The organism is Kitasatospora sp. NPDC058190 (genome assembly GCF_042883685.1).
Classification (GTDB): Bacteria; Actinomycetota; Actinomycetes; order Streptomycetales; family Streptomycetaceae; genus Kitasatospora.
In genome coordinates this window covers 1-15,100 of sequence record NZ_JBHVVI010000046.1, presented here as the reverse complement: position 1 = coordinate 15,100, position 15,100 = coordinate 1, and the positions used below count along the sequence as shown (strand labels likewise).

Annotated in this window: 12 protein-coding genes and 1 pseudogene; 6 read left to right on the top strand and 7 right to left on the bottom strand. The window is 71.9% G+C overall.

Annotated elements, in window-relative coordinates:
• Positions 1-106: 106 nt before the first annotated feature.
• The 3 genes from ACFVWU_RS21555 to ACFVWU_RS21545 all read right to left on the bottom strand — a co-directional run bounded on the left by ACFVWU_RS21555 (position 107) and on the right by ACFVWU_RS21545 (position 2,445).
• Positions 107-1,384 (bottom strand): M14 family zinc carboxypeptidase, encoded by a 1,278-nt coding sequence (locus ACFVWU_RS21555; RefSeq protein WP_387623282.1) that lies wholly within the window; start codon positions 1,382-1,384, stop codon positions 107-109.
• 3 nt (positions 1,385-1,387) lie between these two features.
• Entirely contained in the window at positions 1,388-1,654 is a 267-nt protein-coding gene (locus ACFVWU_RS21550) for a hypothetical protein (RefSeq protein ID WP_387623280.1), read from the bottom strand.
• 644 nt (positions 1,655-2,298) lie between these two features.
• Positions 2,299-2,445, bottom strand: a complete 147-nt coding sequence (locus ACFVWU_RS21545; protein WP_387623277.1) for a hypothetical protein — start codon at positions 2,443-2,445, stop codon at positions 2,299-2,301.
• A 3-nt stretch (positions 2,446-2,448) separates the two neighbouring features.
• Here ACFVWU_RS21545 and ACFVWU_RS21540 point away from each other — a divergent pair, with 3 nt between their 5' ends.
• Positions 2,449-2,655: a hypothetical protein gene (locus ACFVWU_RS21540; RefSeq protein WP_387623275.1), complete on the top strand. Its 207-nt coding sequence runs from the start codon at positions 2,449-2,451 to the stop codon at positions 2,653-2,655.
• Positions 2,656-3,237: 582 nt separating this feature from the next.
• Positions 3,238-3,564 carry a recombinase family protein gene (locus ACFVWU_RS21535; RefSeq protein WP_387623272.1) on the top strand — a complete coding sequence of 109 codons (327 nt, stop codon included), beginning with the start codon at positions 3,238-3,240 and terminating at the stop codon, positions 3,562-3,564.
• A gap of 1 nt (position 3,565) precedes the next feature.
• On the opposite strand, the pseudogene ACFVWU_RS21530 reads toward ACFVWU_RS21535, so the two are convergent.
• From ACFVWU_RS21530 to ACFVWU_RS21515, 4 genes and pseudogenes are all read right to left on the bottom strand, one after another.
• Positions 3,566-3,733, bottom strand: a pseudogene (locus ACFVWU_RS21530) (IS256 family transposase); the annotation flags it as partial.
• Between the two features lie 350 nt (positions 3,734-4,083).
• The gene (locus ACFVWU_RS21525) at positions 4,084-4,608 is read right to left on the bottom strand and encodes a flavin reductase family protein (RefSeq protein ID WP_387623269.1); all 525 of its coding nucleotides are present in this window, start codon (positions 4,606-4,608) and stop codon (positions 4,084-4,086) included.
• A 23-nt stretch (positions 4,609-4,631) separates the two neighbouring features.
• Positions 4,632-6,767, bottom strand: coding sequence for a tetratricopeptide repeat protein (locus ACFVWU_RS21520; RefSeq protein WP_387623267.1), 2,136 nt, complete (start codon positions 6,765-6,767; stop codon positions 4,632-4,634).
• 30 nt (positions 6,768-6,797) lie between these two features.
• Positions 6,798-7,943, bottom strand: a complete 1,146-nt coding sequence (locus tag ACFVWU_RS21515) for a hypothetical protein (protein ID WP_387623264.1) — start codon at positions 7,941-7,943, stop codon at positions 6,798-6,800.
• Positions 7,944-8,316: 373 nt separating this feature from the next.
• Here ACFVWU_RS21515 and ACFVWU_RS21510 point away from each other — a divergent pair, with 373 nt between their 5' ends.
• From ACFVWU_RS21510 to ACFVWU_RS21495, 4 genes are all read left to right on the top strand, one after another.
• Complete coding sequence (locus ACFVWU_RS21510; protein ID WP_387623261.1) at positions 8,317-8,883, top strand: flavoprotein; 567 nt, start codon at positions 8,317-8,319, stop codon at positions 8,881-8,883.
• A gap of 51 nt (positions 8,884-8,934) precedes the next feature.
• On the top strand, positions 8,935-11,898 hold the full coding sequence (locus ACFVWU_RS21505; RefSeq protein ID WP_387623259.1) for an ATP-binding protein: 2,964 nt from the start codon (positions 8,935-8,937) through the stop codon (positions 11,896-11,898).
• Positions 11,899-11,966: 68 nt separating this feature from the next.
• Positions 11,967-14,897, top strand: coding sequence for a type 2 lanthipeptide synthetase LanM family protein (locus ACFVWU_RS21500; RefSeq protein ID WP_387623256.1), 2,931 nt, complete (start codon positions 11,967-11,969; stop codon positions 14,895-14,897).
• A complete protein-coding gene (locus ACFVWU_RS21495; RefSeq protein ID WP_387623254.1) occupies positions 14,824-15,024 on the top strand; it encodes a hypothetical protein in 201 nt (66 codons plus the stop codon). Before ACFVWU_RS21500 ends, ACFVWU_RS21495 begins: the two co-directional genes overlap by 74 nt.
• Positions 15,025-15,100: the final 76 nt, after the last annotated feature.

The following is a 15,100-nucleotide window of genomic DNA, read 5'->3' as shown; positions in this document are numbered from 1 at the left end:
GGTGCCTGCCGGCCTACGCTCAGGTCCTTCGGTCCGTCCTGGAAGTCGGACACCAGATGCGTCGGCGGTCTGCCTGGTGCGAGCTCCGGATCCGGCAACTCGGCGTTCAGGCCGCGAAGTTGCAGAGGGCCGTAAGAGCCGCGTGGACCTCCCGTTCGATCTTGGCGTAATGCCCAGGCGGGCTGCCGTAGTCGGGGTGGAATCCGGACTCCTCCTCGTGCCCGGTCTCGATGGTGAAGGCGAAGACCGGCGCTCTGGTCGGGTCGTCGAACTGCCGGCGGAAGGCGTAGTCGTCGGAGGTACCGGTGACCGGGCCGCCCACTGGGTGGTACAGCGACGCGCTCTGACCGACCGCGTAGGTGGAGTGTGCACGCTGGGGGCTCGCGGTGGTGACGGTCGGGTCCACACCGGCGCTGCGCAGGATGGCGTCACGCATCTCACCGGCGATGGTGCCGAGGGTATTGCGCACGAAGTGCGGCGCGGAGTTGGTGACGAACTCCTGGTAGTCGCGGCGGCCTGGCGGCAGGGCGGGGCTGCCCGGGCGGAGGCCGTCGCGCTTGCCCGTCCAGGCGGGCGAGGAGAAGTTCATGGACGGGTCGCTGCCGTTGTCCTCGATGCCCCAGCAGAGCAGGACCTTGCGGCCGAACTGGTGGACGTCGACGAAGTACGTAGCCCGGGTGTGGTCGATGAGCCACTGCATGTTGGCGGTTTCCGGCTCGGATGCCGCAGACGGTCCCCGGTAGGTTTCCTGCCTGCTGTCCGTGGAGGCCGGGCCGTCCCGGTAGAAGGACAGGTAGACCGCCATGTCGTAGTAGTCCTCGAACTTCCACGCGATGTCGTGGTTGCGGTTGATGTCCACCCCCATCTTGGCCGGGTCGGGATGGGGCCGCCGGTTCTTGCGCCAGCCGGCCTTGACCGGGTCGGTCGGCGGGTTCAGCTGGTCGAACAGCCGGCCGTCGGGGTTGATCAGCGGCGCGACGTAGAGGTCGACCCCGTTCAGGATCCGCTCCACCTGGGTGGCCGGGATGGTGAACGGGGGGTAGTCCACCGCCGGCCCGGCCGGGAGCGGTAGGCAGGACAGCGCGGGGAAGACGATGTCGGCGCCGGTGGTGCGGCTCACCAGGAGGTTCTGCGCGAAGTGGACCAGCGCGTCCGGCGGCGCGTACTCGCGTGCGTGGACACCGCCCGTCAGCACCACGGCCGGACGGCCGTTCTGCGGTGCGTCCGCGATGCGGAGGAAGTGGATCTTCCGGTCCTCGACGCTGAGGTTCGGGAACTCACTGAGCGTGCACAGGGCGGGGAATGTCGCCGCGAGGTCGGCGAGCGCCGCCTCGATCTGGGCCGGGGTCTGCGGCACGGTCGGCGTGGCGTAGGGCGGGGGCATCGCTCACACCTCCCCGCGCTCGGCGTACCCCTGGTCGATCACGGCCGACATCCGGGCGTGGTGCTCGGCGACGCCCTCGGAGGAGAGCAGCACCGTCACCTGGGCACCCTGCGCAACCGCCGCCTCGACAGCCTGGTCGGACGCGTACGCCGCGACCTTGTACTGGTAGTCGGGGCGGGCCTCCAGGCTCGAACGCACCAGGTGGAGCTCCGGTATGCCCTGCACGGCGCGCAGGACCTCCTCGGAGCCTTCGATCTGAACCAGGCTCACGACACTCACCACCTCACCGGCGGCCCCGCTCGACGGCTGCGGTGCGTGAGCGCGGGGCCAGGTCTGCCCGCTGCGTCCGGAGCCATGTCCGGGCCCGGCCGACCTTAGCCCGGACATACAGCATCACCGCTGGTCCGCACCGGTCCGTGTGACAGACGGTGACTAAATCCCGAGCACCAAGCCAGGTCTCCCGCAGTCGGGCGCGGGGAACCCACGCACGCTTTCAGCGTGGCACACCGGGCCCCGGACGTAAACCGCCGCTCGGCAGCCAACGGGGCGCGGTCGGCGTGCAGATCGACGACCCGTCCGACGCGCCTTCGTGTCCCCGGCCCGCGCCCGGGCGGAGGCGGAATGCCGGTGGCCGCGCCGTCGTGTCAGAGCGGCGTACGGTCGGCAGGTGGCGGCCCGGGAGAACCGCGGCGGGGGTGTCGGGAGTGGCGGGAGGATCGACGCGCAGGCCCTGCTGGACGCTACCGTCGGTGCCACCGGGAGCCCGGACTGGTCCGGACTGGTCCGAGCCCACGAGGCGGAGCCACTGCCGGTGCCGGCGCGGTACGGCCTCGCCGACCGCCCTGACGTCCAGGACGCGCTGGCGCGCTGTCGGGTAGCTGGCGGCCGTCTTCCCGCACCATGATCCGGCCGCGTTAGCCGTGCCAGCCAGGAGCCTTGTCGTAACCGGCGAGGAAGAGGCCGACCCCGGCCTCGATGACCCGCGCCGGCTCGGCGTCGTCGACCGGGGTACCCGGGGCGAAGGTGCGCACCAGTTGCGGGATGCCGACGGTTGTGGACACCAGTTGCTGGACGGCGACCTGGTCCAGGCGGAATCCGCGACCCGGCACGCGCTGTCGAAGGAGTGGGAGATCGTCGGGTCGCTCGAGGGCGACGAAGCACTTTCGGCGGCGGTGGAGAAGCTCCTCGGGGATCCTCGCACGGATCCTGGGGTCGACGTCCGCAGCGTCCGGCAGGCGACGCAGGCCGTACGTCTGCTCCCGAATCCCTGACAGCCACGCGCGTTCCGACCTGCTGGGCAACGGACGCCGCAGTGGAAGGCGTTCACCGTCGCCGCCTACCTGCAGGTGCCGTTCCCCACTGGCGTACTCACACCGGTGCGAGTACGCCAGTGGGGAACGCAGGAAGCCCACCTGGCTGATCCTGCGTTGGTGCCACAAGGCCCTACTGCCCGCCAGTCAGCGGTTGCTATGCCCCTGGCGGGAGGTGGTGCGACGAATCGACTTGTCAAAAGCCGACCGGGCGAGAGCGACGGCCGCGTTCGCTGGTGTGAGTAGACCCAGGCGGGGAGTGTCGCATGCCGAGGCCACCTTCAGGTTTTGCTCAACCGTGGCTGCCTGTTGGTCAGTTGTCTCCGAAACCGAACTCGGCGGTGACGGGCGCGTGGTCGGACCAGCGTTCCGCGTGGGAGGCTGCTCGCTCGACGGAGGCCGCAATGCACGTGTCCGCGATGCCCGGAGTCGTCACGATGAGGTCGATCCGCCAGCGGATAGACGCCTTTTCGACAAAGGTCCACCCGTTCGAGCGCAGCCTGTTCGAGGGTGTCCGCTGGCCTGGGCGGTAGGGGGAGGCCCATGGGCATTGTGGCAGCGTTGACGCCGGTTCGGGCGGTGGTCGGTTCGCGTGTCTCGGACACGCACGGGGTCGAGGGCAAGGTCTCGCGCCTGGTGCAGGCGGAGTCCGCGACGCGGCACGCGCTCTCGAAGGACTGGGAGGTCGTCGGGTCCTTCGAGGACCTGGACGTCTCCGCTGAGATCACGCCGTGGAAGCGTCCGGATCTGGGCCCGTGGCTCACCGATCGCCAGAGCGAGTGGGACGCGTTGGTGTGGGCCAGGGTCGACCGGGCGTTTCGCTCGGCCAAGGACGGGTCTGCAGCGACTGGTGTATCTCGTGTTGTGTGAGTTACCGGCGGCCGACGGAGAGTCGGCCGTCGAAGGCGATGTTGAAGGCCTGGAGCGCGGGCTTCCAGCACATGGTCCAGCGTTTGCGGCCGGTGCCGGTGGGGTCCAGGCTCATGACGGGCATGTAGACGCACTTGAGGGCCCCCTCGCCACCAGCCCCGCCGCCCCGGGTGCCGCCGCCGGCCCCCGGCTCAAGTCCCGGAACGCTCCTGTCGTCGACCCGGCGAAGTCCACCCTCCCCGAGGGAGGCACCCGCTGGGAGGACTGCGAAATGCTCAGCCACTGCTGACGGCGCGTCGGTACGAGGGTGCGTGGGGCGCGACGGCCTCGAGACGGCTCCGAGCTCACCCCCCCGGCCCCGGGGGTGAGCTGACAGGAGTTCAGCCCGCTGGCGCCGGCTGCCGGATCTGCCTCACTCCGCCCGCTCGGCGAGCAGCGGCACCGAGGTCGTACCCGCCGGGACGGCGCCGATGATCACCTGTGGTCCCACTGTTCGTCCCCCACGGACGAGCAACCGGATCACGCACGTGCTGATCCTACGGCCAGACACTGGTAGTGGCTTCCGAAGTGCACCAGGGGGTCGGCGGCGCCGTTTTGGTCGCACCAAATGGGCTGCCCCAGCACGAGCAGGTGGTCGGCGGCGGCGACGGTGCGCTCGACCCGGCACACCAGGGCCGCCATCGCCTCGTCGATCACCGGGACGTCCCGGACCAGCCGGTGGCCGATCCCGGCGAACCGCTGTTCGGCCGGTGCGGTGGCGAACCGGTCGGCCAGGTCCTGGTGATGGCGGCCGAGCAGGTTGATGCCGAAGGCACCCCGGCTGGTGATCGCGGCCAGGGTGCGGCTGCTCCGGTACAGCGACACCAGCACGAGCGGCGGGCTGAGCGAGACCGAGGTGAAGGAACTGGCCGTGCAACCGGTCGGCCGGCCCTGGGCCGTGGCGGTGACCAGGGCGACCCCCGTGGCCCAGCGGCGCATGACGCTCCGCAGGGCCGGTCCGGTGATGGCCGGGGTCTCCGGCCGGGGCGTCACCGGACCGGTCACGGTGCCAGGATCCGGCCGGGCCGTCACGACACCCTCACCGAATCCGCGACCGCATTCGGCGAGCTCGCAGCCGACTCGGCCGCCGCCAGGTCGGTCTGATTGGCCGTCAGATCCCCCAGTGCGAGGTGGCATTCGGCACGCTGTCGCAGCAGGTCGGCTCGGTCGGCACCGGGCAGCAGCAGTGCGGCGGTGTAGTCGCGGCGGGCCAATTCCCAGTCACCGGCGCTCTGGTGGACGTAACCACGATTGTAGAGCAGGTCCGGATTGTCGGCCTCGATCGCCAGCGCCCGGGTGAGATCCGCGACTGCGGTGCGATGGTCGCCCGTCTTCAGTACCAGGGCCGCGCGGTTGGCCAGCGCGCTCACCAGGTCCGGCTCGGCGGTTAGCGCCAGGTCGAAGTCGCGTAGCGCCGCCTGGTCGGCGCCTGCGTCCAGCGCCAGCAGCCCCCGGGCGCACAACAGGCGGGCGTTGCCAGGATGGTGGCGCAGCCCCTCCTCGACCTGGGCCAGCGAGCCCGCCGCATCGCCCTGCTCCCGCAGCAGGCTGGCGAGGTTGATCCGGGCGTCCAACTCGTCGGGTTCCAGCTCGAGTACGTACCCCAGGTCCGCGATCGCGCCTGCCAGGTCGCCCAGTTCCAGGCGCACGTCGGCCCGGTTGTAGTGCATCTCCCAGAACGGCGCGGTGAAGGTGATCGACTCACTGTAGTCGGCCAACGCGCCGGGTAGGTCGCCCATCCGGCGCCGCACGTCGGCCCGGTCGAAGTAGTAGTCCGGGTAGTTGGGATCCAGCTCGATGACGGTGCTGATGTCAGCCAGCGCCTCCTCCAGCCGGCCGAGCGCTGTGTACACCCGGCCCCGGTTGTGCACCAGCACGGAGCGGTGCAACCGGTGTTTCTCGGCGGGGAGTTCGCGATCGATATCGGCCAGACCGGTGCTGACCAGGCGCAGCGCCTCGGTCAGGTTGCCGAGGTGGAGCTCCACCAGGGCCAGGCCGTTGCGGTTGAAGACCGACTGGAAGACGCGCTGGTCGTGGTCCGGCAGCAGTGAAGCGAGCGCGAGCACGTTGTTCAGGTGGGCCTTGGCCAGCTGGTGGTCCTTGAGCTCGGGCGGGTAGTAGCGCGTGTAGAGCATGGCGAGGGCGTAGCCGGAGAAGATGTGCAGCATCGGCTGGTGGAACATGGCGCGCAGCTCGATGTAGCGCCGTTCGGCCTCCTCCGGCTGGCCGAGGACCGCCAGTGCGGTGGTGACCTTGGTGCCCAGCACCCAGTACTTCCGGGGCTCCTCGGCTGGGTCCACCAGGGCCGTGCCACGTCCGGCCAGGTCGAGCAGCGAGTGGTAGAAGCCCATCGAGACCAGGTACTCGGCGGCTTCGAGGAACGCGTCGGCGGCCGCTTCCCGGTCGCTGCCGTGCTCCAGGTGATAGGGGATCGCCCCGAGACGCAGGCTCCAGTCTCCGCTGCGGCGCAGCTCGGCCGCCCGCTGGTCGTGCAGTCGGGCCCGCTCGGCGGCGTCGACGCGGCGGTAGGCGGCTTGTTCGGCGGGGTCGTGGGAGGTGCCGTCGGACTCGACGTAGGCCTGGGCAAGCTTATGAGGCTCCGTCAGATTCTCCTGCTCGTAGGGATGTTGGGCAACAGTGTGGGTGGCATGGGCGGCGAGGGCCGTGGTGAGTTCGGGGATGAGGTCGGCGCCGCCGGTGTGCACGGTGACCATCACCAGGTCCGGCAGGGCCCGGCGCAGCAGGATGGCGAGGAACTCCTGGTCGGTGTGATCGGCCTCGTCGACCCGGTCGAAGCGCAGGGCCAGCGCGTGGCCGAGCTCGCGAGCGTGGCCGTGCAGGAACTCGACGATGCCGTGGGCGAGACGGCGGGTGCGCTTCGCCGGGTAGAGGCGGGTGCGCTCGTTGGGCACGGCCAGCGAGGTGAGGGTCTGCGGTCCGGCACCGATCAGGTCCTTGAGTTCCGGAGCAGCGGACAGGATTTCGACGGCGTGGTGCGCCACGAGCCCCGGGCGGGCCCGGTGTGCATCCGGCACCAGTGAGCGCAGCAGTGTGCCCAGACCGGTGTACGGTCCGCGCAGCCGCCTGTGGCAGTCGGCTCGGGCGTCGTACCAGTCGTCGTGCGCGGTGCCTTCGGGCTGGAGGCGCCAGGTGTGGGAGGTCACGGGTTTTCCTTTCGTGAGTGCGCGGGCCGGTCACGGGGCGGCGCGGTGTTGCCTGCGGCCGACCAGCATGGGCAGCACGACGACCTGTACGACGATGACGAGCAGGGCGACGGCGGCATCCCAGAGCCGGCTGTCGCTCAGCGAGCGGTGTGCGATGCCGTCGGCGAGTCGCTGGGCGAACGTCACGGCCGGCAGGACAACGGTGAACACGGCGGCGACCAGCAGGACGGCGGTGCCGATCGCGGTCAGCAGGGCGAACCAGGGGGCCAGCGCCCGTTCCCGCGCCGACCAGCGGTCCTCCGCCCAGCCGCCCCGGCCCAGACGGTGGCGCAGATAGGCCGAACCCACCTCGTGCAGGTTGGCGCAGCCCAGGGCCGTGGCGAGGACGTAGTAGAGGTCGGTGCGCAGGAAGATCAGGAACTGCCAGGCCAGCCGGGGCAGGATCAGGTACGCCACGGCGAGGGCGAACCGCCCGGCCCAGGACGGTCCGGTCGCGAAGTCGGCCGCCGCCGCGAGGGTGAGCGCGCCGAAGAGCACGACCTCGCCGAGCATCCCGGCCAGGAAGGGCAGATAGCGCTGCGCGGGCCGCACACCGAACAGCGCATTGAGCCGGGTCTCGAAGACCACGAAGTAGAGCCGTCGCCCGACGCCCAGGCTGGTGGGCAGGCCGAGCCTGCGGCCGGCCAGGACATGCCAGCCCTCGTGCCAGAGCATGAGTGGCATCTGCAGCACGGCGAGGGTCAACTCCACCGCGACCAGGGACGGGACGAAGAACAGGTTCCGGGTGTGCGGCTGCAGTCGGGGCTCGCAGATCATCGCCGCGATCGCCAGTGCGGTGATCAGCGCGTAACAGCTCCAGCCGAGCGGCGAGAACATGGCACGTCCCCAGGCCTGGAGGCGTACGGGCAAGGGCTCGGCGGCGGCGCCGGACTCGTGGACGAAGCCGAGATCGCGCATGGTCTCGACGAAGTCGGCCAGGTCGACCGGCTCTCCGTAGGCCGCGTCGTACCAGGCGGCGGCCTCGGCGAGCGGCATGCCGTCGGCCAGGCGTCGCAGCAGCGCTGCGCCGTCCTCCGGGAGCAGCACGAAGGACCCGGTGTCGGGCCGGCCCACCAGCGTGCCGTCGCGTTCGGTGACGAAGGTGAGCGGATGGAACGCGAGGTCGGCGGTCGCCATGATCTCTCCCTCGGAGGGGTGCGGGCCTCTCGGACGGGTGCGGCGGGACGAACCCCGGGCCTGCGTGCCGTGGTGCACGCAGGCCCGGGGCATCACCAGGTCAGCAGACCACGAGGATGTAGAACGCCGGCGAGGTGAGCTTGATGGCACCGGTCTTGCGCACAGTGATCTTCTTCATGGTTCGACTCCCTTGATAAAGAGGTGAGTTGGCGCCGCCCCACCCTGGTGGCGGATCGGCGACTCCGACGATGGCATGGCGCCCGGTGGGCGGACATGGGTAGTCGGTCCCCGTCTTCCCGCCGTCGGCCGGGACGGAAAACGGGGGCCCGATCCCCATACCGGGGCCAGGCCGGGTTCGGACACCATCCAAGCCATGCGAAATGACGCCCTCTCCGTGATCGCCTGTGGCTCGATCGCGGCCAAGGACCTGCCGAACTACCTCGTCTTCCTCCGCCAGGAGATCGACCTGCCGTTACGGGTCCTGCTGACCGCGAGCGCCGCGCGCTTCGTCCACCCCCAGGTACTGGCCTGGCACGCGGACGAGGTGTACGTCGCCGACGACCCGACCCTCAACCCCACCGAGTTCGCGCACCGCTCGCTCGGCCTGGTGGTGCTGCCCGCCACCGCCAACACACTGGCTGCGGCGGCACTCGGGCTGGCCGCCACGCCGGCCCAGACGGTACTGCTGGCCCACGAGCGGCCCGCACTGTTCTTCCCGAACATGAACGGCTCGATGTGGCGCAAGCCCGCGACCCGACGTCACGTCAGTACGCTGCGCGCCGACGGCCACACCGTGGTCGAGCCGACCGAGCGCGAGATGTTCCTGCTGTGGCAGAAGGAGAACGGCGTCGGGCCTGCCATGCCGACGCCCGACGAGGCCGCCGAGACGGTCGTGAAGTGGCTGGAGGACGCCCTCAACGGCGACGACGAGTCGGCATAGGGTGCCCCTGCAGGCGGACCAGACCGGATCGGCACATCGGAGGGGATCAGGATGACGGAACCGCGCGTGGACCGATCCGGTGGACTCGTCGGACGCGAGGACGAACTCGCCCTGCTGGACCGCGTCCTGCAGGACGCGCGGCAGTCGCGGGGCGGCACGGTGTGCGTTACCGGAGAGCCGGGGATCGGGAAGACCAGACTGGCCGGCGAGGCGATCACGCTGGCCCGGGAGACCGGGATGACCGTGCTCAAGGGCCGCTGCATCGCCACCGGCCCGGCCGTGCCGTACCGGTCGCTCACCGAGGCACTGCTGTCACTCGCCCGGGCCGGTGGCGCGCCGCCCACCGACGCGCTCGGACCGTACCTGCCCGTGCTGGGCCGTCTGGTACCCGAGTGGGCGATCGGGGACGCCTGCGACCGGTCGCCGATCGTGCTGGCCGAGGCCGTGCTCCGGCTGGCCGCCGCCTGCGGCCGAGAGCGCGGCTGCCTGCTCGTCATCGACGACCTGCACGACGCGGACCCCGAGACGCTGGCGGTCCTGGAGTATCTGGCGGCCAACCTGGCTCTGCTGCCGGTCGCCGTCGTCGCTACCCTGCGGGACACGCCGGGCGCCGCCCACGAGCTCGCGGACACGCTGGCCCAGCGCGGGGAAGCCGGCCTGCTGAGACTCGGTCGGCTCGAGGCCGCGCAGGTGCACGTGCTGACCGCGAACTGTCTCGGCTGCCCGCCGGCCGAACTGCCTGTGGCGGTGTCCGACCGGGTGCTCGCCGACAGCAGCGGAATCCCGTTCACCGCCGCCGAGTTGATCCGCGGCATGCGCGCCGAGGGCCGACTCGTCCGCACCGAGGGCCGCTGGCGGCTGGTCGGCACCAGCCGCGCGGCCATCCCGTTCACCCTGGTCCGGGCGGTCGAGCAGCGGGCGGAGCGGCTCGGACCGCAGACGCTCCCGCTGCTGTCGGCCGCCGCAGTGCTGGGCCGCAGCTTCCCGCTGTCGGTGGCGCGGCGCTGCGCCGTGCCGGACGACCACGAGCCCGCCGGCTCGCTGCGCTCCGCCGTCGTCGACGGCCTGCTGGTGCCGGACGACGAGCGTGGGCCCGACTGGTACGCCTTCGAACATCCGCTGACCCAGGAGGCATTGCTCGACCGGCTCACGCCGGCCGACCGGGCCGAGCTCGCCGACCGGGCCGTGGCGGCCATGAACGAGCTCGACCCGAGCCTGCCCGGCCCATGGTGCCTGCTGGCCGCGCGGATGCACGGGCAGGCGGGGGACCGCCGGACCGCCGCCGTCCGCTACCTGGAGGTGGCCCGCCGCGCCCTGGCCGGCCACGGGCCCGGAACGGCGATCGCGGTGCTGCACGAAGCCCGGTCGGCCTTGGGGCCTGTCGACGGATCGGACATCCACCTGCCTGACGACGCCGTACCGGCCGGCGTGCGACGGGAGTTGCTGGAGACCCTGCTGCTCGCCCTGGCGGACGACGGTCGGCTCGACCGGGCCACCGAGGTGGCGCAGCAACTGCGCCGGGCCGATGTCGAGGCCGATCCGGGACGCCGGGTCGAGCTGCACGTGCGGCTGGCCTGGGCGGCGCAGGTGGCCGGGCAGTGGGACGTGGGACTGGAACAGGTCCGCGCGGCCCGGGAGCTGTTGCCCGAGGGGGCGGGTGCGCGAGACACCGCGGGCATCGACGTGGTCGAGGCCTACCTGATGGTGTCGACAGCGGAGCAGGGGCGGATCGGCCGCAGCGAGCAACTGGCCCGCCGGGCGATCGAGGGCGCGGAACAGCGCGGTGACCACGCACTGGCCTGCCAGGCGTGGTACGCGATGGGTTTCGCGACCCGTGGGCGCTCCCTGGCCGAATCCGACCGGTGCTTCCGCCGCACGCTGCGGATGGCCGCCGAGAGCCGCCAGGTGAGCTGGCACAACCACGGGTTGATCGGCCTGGGCAGCAACGCCTGGCTCGCCGAGGCCGACCTGGACGGGCTGCACCACGCCCACCAGGAGGCCATGCGCACCGGTTGCGTGAGCCTGGCGCACAACGTCGGGGCGACGCTGGCGCTCGACGCGGTACTGCGAGCCGACTACGACCGGGCCACGGCCCTGCTGGACGGTTCCAGGGCCGAGACCGAGCGACTGCAACTGCACTCGGTGACCCGGTACGCCCTGATGGTGGGCGCGGTGGCCGCCGCCCACCGGGCCCGCAGGCCCCAACTACGGGCGGCGCTCGCCCGGTTCCGGACCAGCGGTGGGAACGAGTCGCGGGAGGCACCGCTCGTGCTCGGCCTGGCCGAGCTGTTCTGCGCGCTGCTGGAGGAGGACCACGAGCAGGCGGCGGAGCTGGCCGCGCGGCTGGCCGCCGCCGTCCCGCCGGACGAGGAGAACTACTTCCACCTCGCCGGCAGCCACGGGCTGGTCCTGCTGCTGTCCGTGCTGGCCGGGCGAGCCGACTGGGCCGAGGTCGAACGGATCACCGCGAGTCAGGCGGGCCGGATGCGGTGGAACCGGCAGTTCGTCGGCTTGGCCCGGGCGGTCCTGTACGGTCGGGAAGGTCGCCCGGCCGAGGCGGTGGCGGCGTGCCGCACTGCGCAGGCCGACGCGGCGATCTTCCCGACGGCCCGTCACCTTGGCCTGCGTCTGGTCGCTGACGCCGCAGTCGCCGACGGATGGGGGGAAGTCCGCGACTGGTTGACCGAGGCCGAGACGTACTTCCACCACTCGGGTGCCGGCGCCATCGCCGCCGCGTGCCGCTCCCGGCTGCGTTCACTGGGCGCTTCGGTCGGGCAGCGCCGCACCGGCACGGATCGGATTCCGGCCGAACTCGTCGCGCTCGGCGTCACCCTGCGCGAGTACGACGTCTTCTGCCTGCTGGTCGAACGCGTCGGCAACAAGGCCGTGGCCGCCCGCCTGCAGATCTCTCCCCGGACGGCCGAGAAACACATCGCCAGTCTGATCGGCAAGACCAACTCCGCCACCCGCGCCCAGCTGTGCGATTTCGTGGCGGACTTCCTCGCCGCACGGTAGGCCTGCCGGGAATCTGATGCGCCACCCTGCCAAAGATGGTGGTGGTGTGTCAGAGTAGTGGAGTGACAGTGCAGGCGACTCGGTCGGTTCCGCTGCCCGCGGCATCCGGCGCCTGGTGGCTGCCCGCACTGTCGCCGGCCGAGCGCGATGCCCTGCCGCCCGGACGGGCGCCGCGCTGGGTCGAGTTGGTGGAACAGACGCTGCGCCTCGCCGAGTCGGCGCCCGGCGGGCGGATCCGCTCGCTCCCCGGGACGGGCCCCGAGGGCCGACTGCTGCATCCGCTGTGGCCGTTCCTGCGGACCGCCTCCCACTACTTCGCGGCGGCGAACCCCGCCGCGGCAGAGCGGCGAGTGGTGTGGGCCGGTGCACGGCACCACCTGGCCGGCGGCTTGGTGCGGCTGGCTGGACGCACACTGGTACAGGAGTTGGGACACGCGCGCCGGGCCGGAACCTTGACCGGGCAGGACGGGCGGGAGCGGTTCGACGCGTTCCTGTGCGAGGTCGCCGCCGGACCGGCCCTGGGCGCGGTGCTGCACCGTCATCCCGTGCTGGCCCGGCTGCTGGCCGAACGGTGCATGCGCACCGTGGCCGCAGCCACCGAACTGCTGGAGCGGCTCCACGCGGACCGGGAGCAGCTCACCGCCGCCCTGCTCGACGGCGAGCCCGGTCGGTTGACCCGGGTCCGCTTCGGACTGGGGGACCCGCATGCGGCGGGCCGGTCCGTCGCCGTGCTGGAGTTCGACGGCGGGCAGCGCCTGGTGTACAAGCCGCGCCCGCTCGGTCTGCACGCCCGGTGGAACGAACTGCTCGCCTGGTTTGGCGGACGCCAGCCCCAACTGGCGGCGCGAGCCGTTCGGTTACTGCCGCAGGCGGGGTACGGCTGGGCCGAGTACGTCGCACCACGCCCATGCCGGTCCCAAGCCGAAGTCGGGCGGTTCTACGAGCGGCTCGGCGCCCAGCTCGCGCTGCTGCACGTGGTGAACGCGGTCGACATCCATGCCGAAAACCTCATCGCCGCGCGCGACCAGCCGGTCGTGGTGGACGTGGAGACGCTGTTCCACCCGTGCTGGGTGCCCGTCACCGACGGCGGCGCCGACCCGGCCGCCCGGGCGCTCGCCGCGTCCGTGCAGCGGACCATGGTGCTGCCGAACCCGCGCTTCGGCGACGGCGGTTCACTCGACCTCTCGGCACTCGGTGGCCAGGCGGACCAGTGGACGCCGGACCCGATGCCCGGGTGGGCGGACGCGGGCACCGACCTGATGCGGCTGGTCCGCCGCCCGGCCCGCTGGCCGGGTGCCGACAACCGCCCGATGCTGGCCCGGAGACCCGCCGATCCGGCCGACCAGCTCGACCGGCTGCTGTGCGGATTCCGCGCCGGCTACCGGGCGATTGCGGCACGTTCCCATGAACTGCTCGGTGAGCAGGGGCTGTTGTCTCGCTTTGCGGGTGAGACGATGCGCCTGGTGGTGCGGCCCAGTCAGAGCTATGCGATGCTGCTCGCCGAGGCGACCGAGCCGGAGCTGCTGCGCGACCACTCCGGTCGGGAGCGGGCCTTCGCCGCACTGCATGACGAGACCGGCCACCCGCACCTGCACGTGCTGGCGCCCCACGAACTCACCGACCTGCTCGCCGGCGACGTCCCGTTCTTCACCACGACCCCCGCCGCCCGCACCCCGCGCACCTGGGATGGTCGTGAACTCCCGTTCCTGCTCGACGAATCCGGGCTGACGGCCGCCACCAGGACGATCCGGGGGATGTCGGAGGGCGACCTCGACCGGCAGGCATGGCTGATCCGTGCCTCCTTGGCCGTCGAACGACGGTCTCCGGGCCGCCATGCTCCGGGGCGCCCCGCTGCCGAATCCAAGGACGCCTACGACTGTGACCTCGGTGCCGAGGCGCTGGAGCTCGCACGGGGGATCGGGGAGGACTTGCTCGCCCGGGCTTGTCGGGGCGCGGGTCGGGTGAACTGGCTCGGGCTGCAGGAGGCCGGGCCAGGACAGTGGGCGGTGCTGCCGATGGGCATGGCGCTCGGCGACGGCTACACCGGCCCGGCGCTGTTCCTCGCCGAGCTGGGCCGGCTCACCGGGGCGGTCCGTTATCAGGAGGCCGCCGCCCAGGCCGTCCGCGTCCTCCCACAGCTCCTGAGGCTCTTGGCGGAGCACCCCGAACTCGCGCGTGCCGTGGGGCCGGGCGGCTTCTCCGGGCTCGGCGGCATCAGCTACGCCACCGCCCGGCTCGCCACCCTGCTGGACTCCCCGGAGCTGAGCGCCGCCCTGCCCGCCGGCCTCGCCGCACTTCACACGGCCGCTGTCGACCCGGCAGCCCCCATGGACATCGCCGACGGCCTGGCCGGTGCCCTGCTCGCGGCCGAGGCCGTGCATGCTCAGACGCGGCTGCCGGCAGCTGCCGAACTCGCCCACACTGTCAGGACCTTGGCGGGCCATCGGCCCCGTCCTGAGCGGCCCGGATTCCTCCACGGCCACGAGGGCGTCGGGTGGGCCCTACGGGAGCGAGCGGCGGTGGACCTGGCGGACTCCGACGGCCCCGGCCGGCGCCCGGACTGGGTCGGCCGGGCGCTGCGCGCCCGCAAGGCGGACCAGCACCTCGCCCTGCTCGCCGACCGCGTGCCGATGCCGGGCCACTCGCTCCGCCACGGCGAACTCGGTCTGCTGGAACCACTGGTGGAGCTGATGCCGACCGATGCCGGCCAGCGCCGTACGGCCGCTCGACTGGTGCGGTCCGTCGAACAGCAAGGCGCCCGTTGCGGCACCCCCGGCGAGGTGCCCACACCCGGCCTGCTGACCGGACTGGCCGGCATCGGCTACGGCCTGCTGCGGCTCGGCTTCGGCCCCAGGATCCCCTCGGTGCTGCTGTTGCGACCGGCAGCAGGACCGGGGCCCGTCGAACGAGAGGGAGGGCATCACCATGATGGACGGCGAACTGCTCGACAATGTGGACAACGAGCTGCAGGAGACCGACGAGCGTCGCACGGCGGCTGACCACGCGGCCCGCCAGGCCCGGCTGCGGGTGGCGATCCTCGCCGGCCTGACCGTTGGCGCGGCTGCCGTGGTCGTACTGGGCCAGGGGGATCCAAACACAAGCACCGTCGCGAGCATCATCCTCTGAGGAAGCGTCATTGTCCGAGACAGGTGGTGGGGGGGCCCCCGGGGGGCCCCCCCCACCACTGCTTTCCGGCACTGCT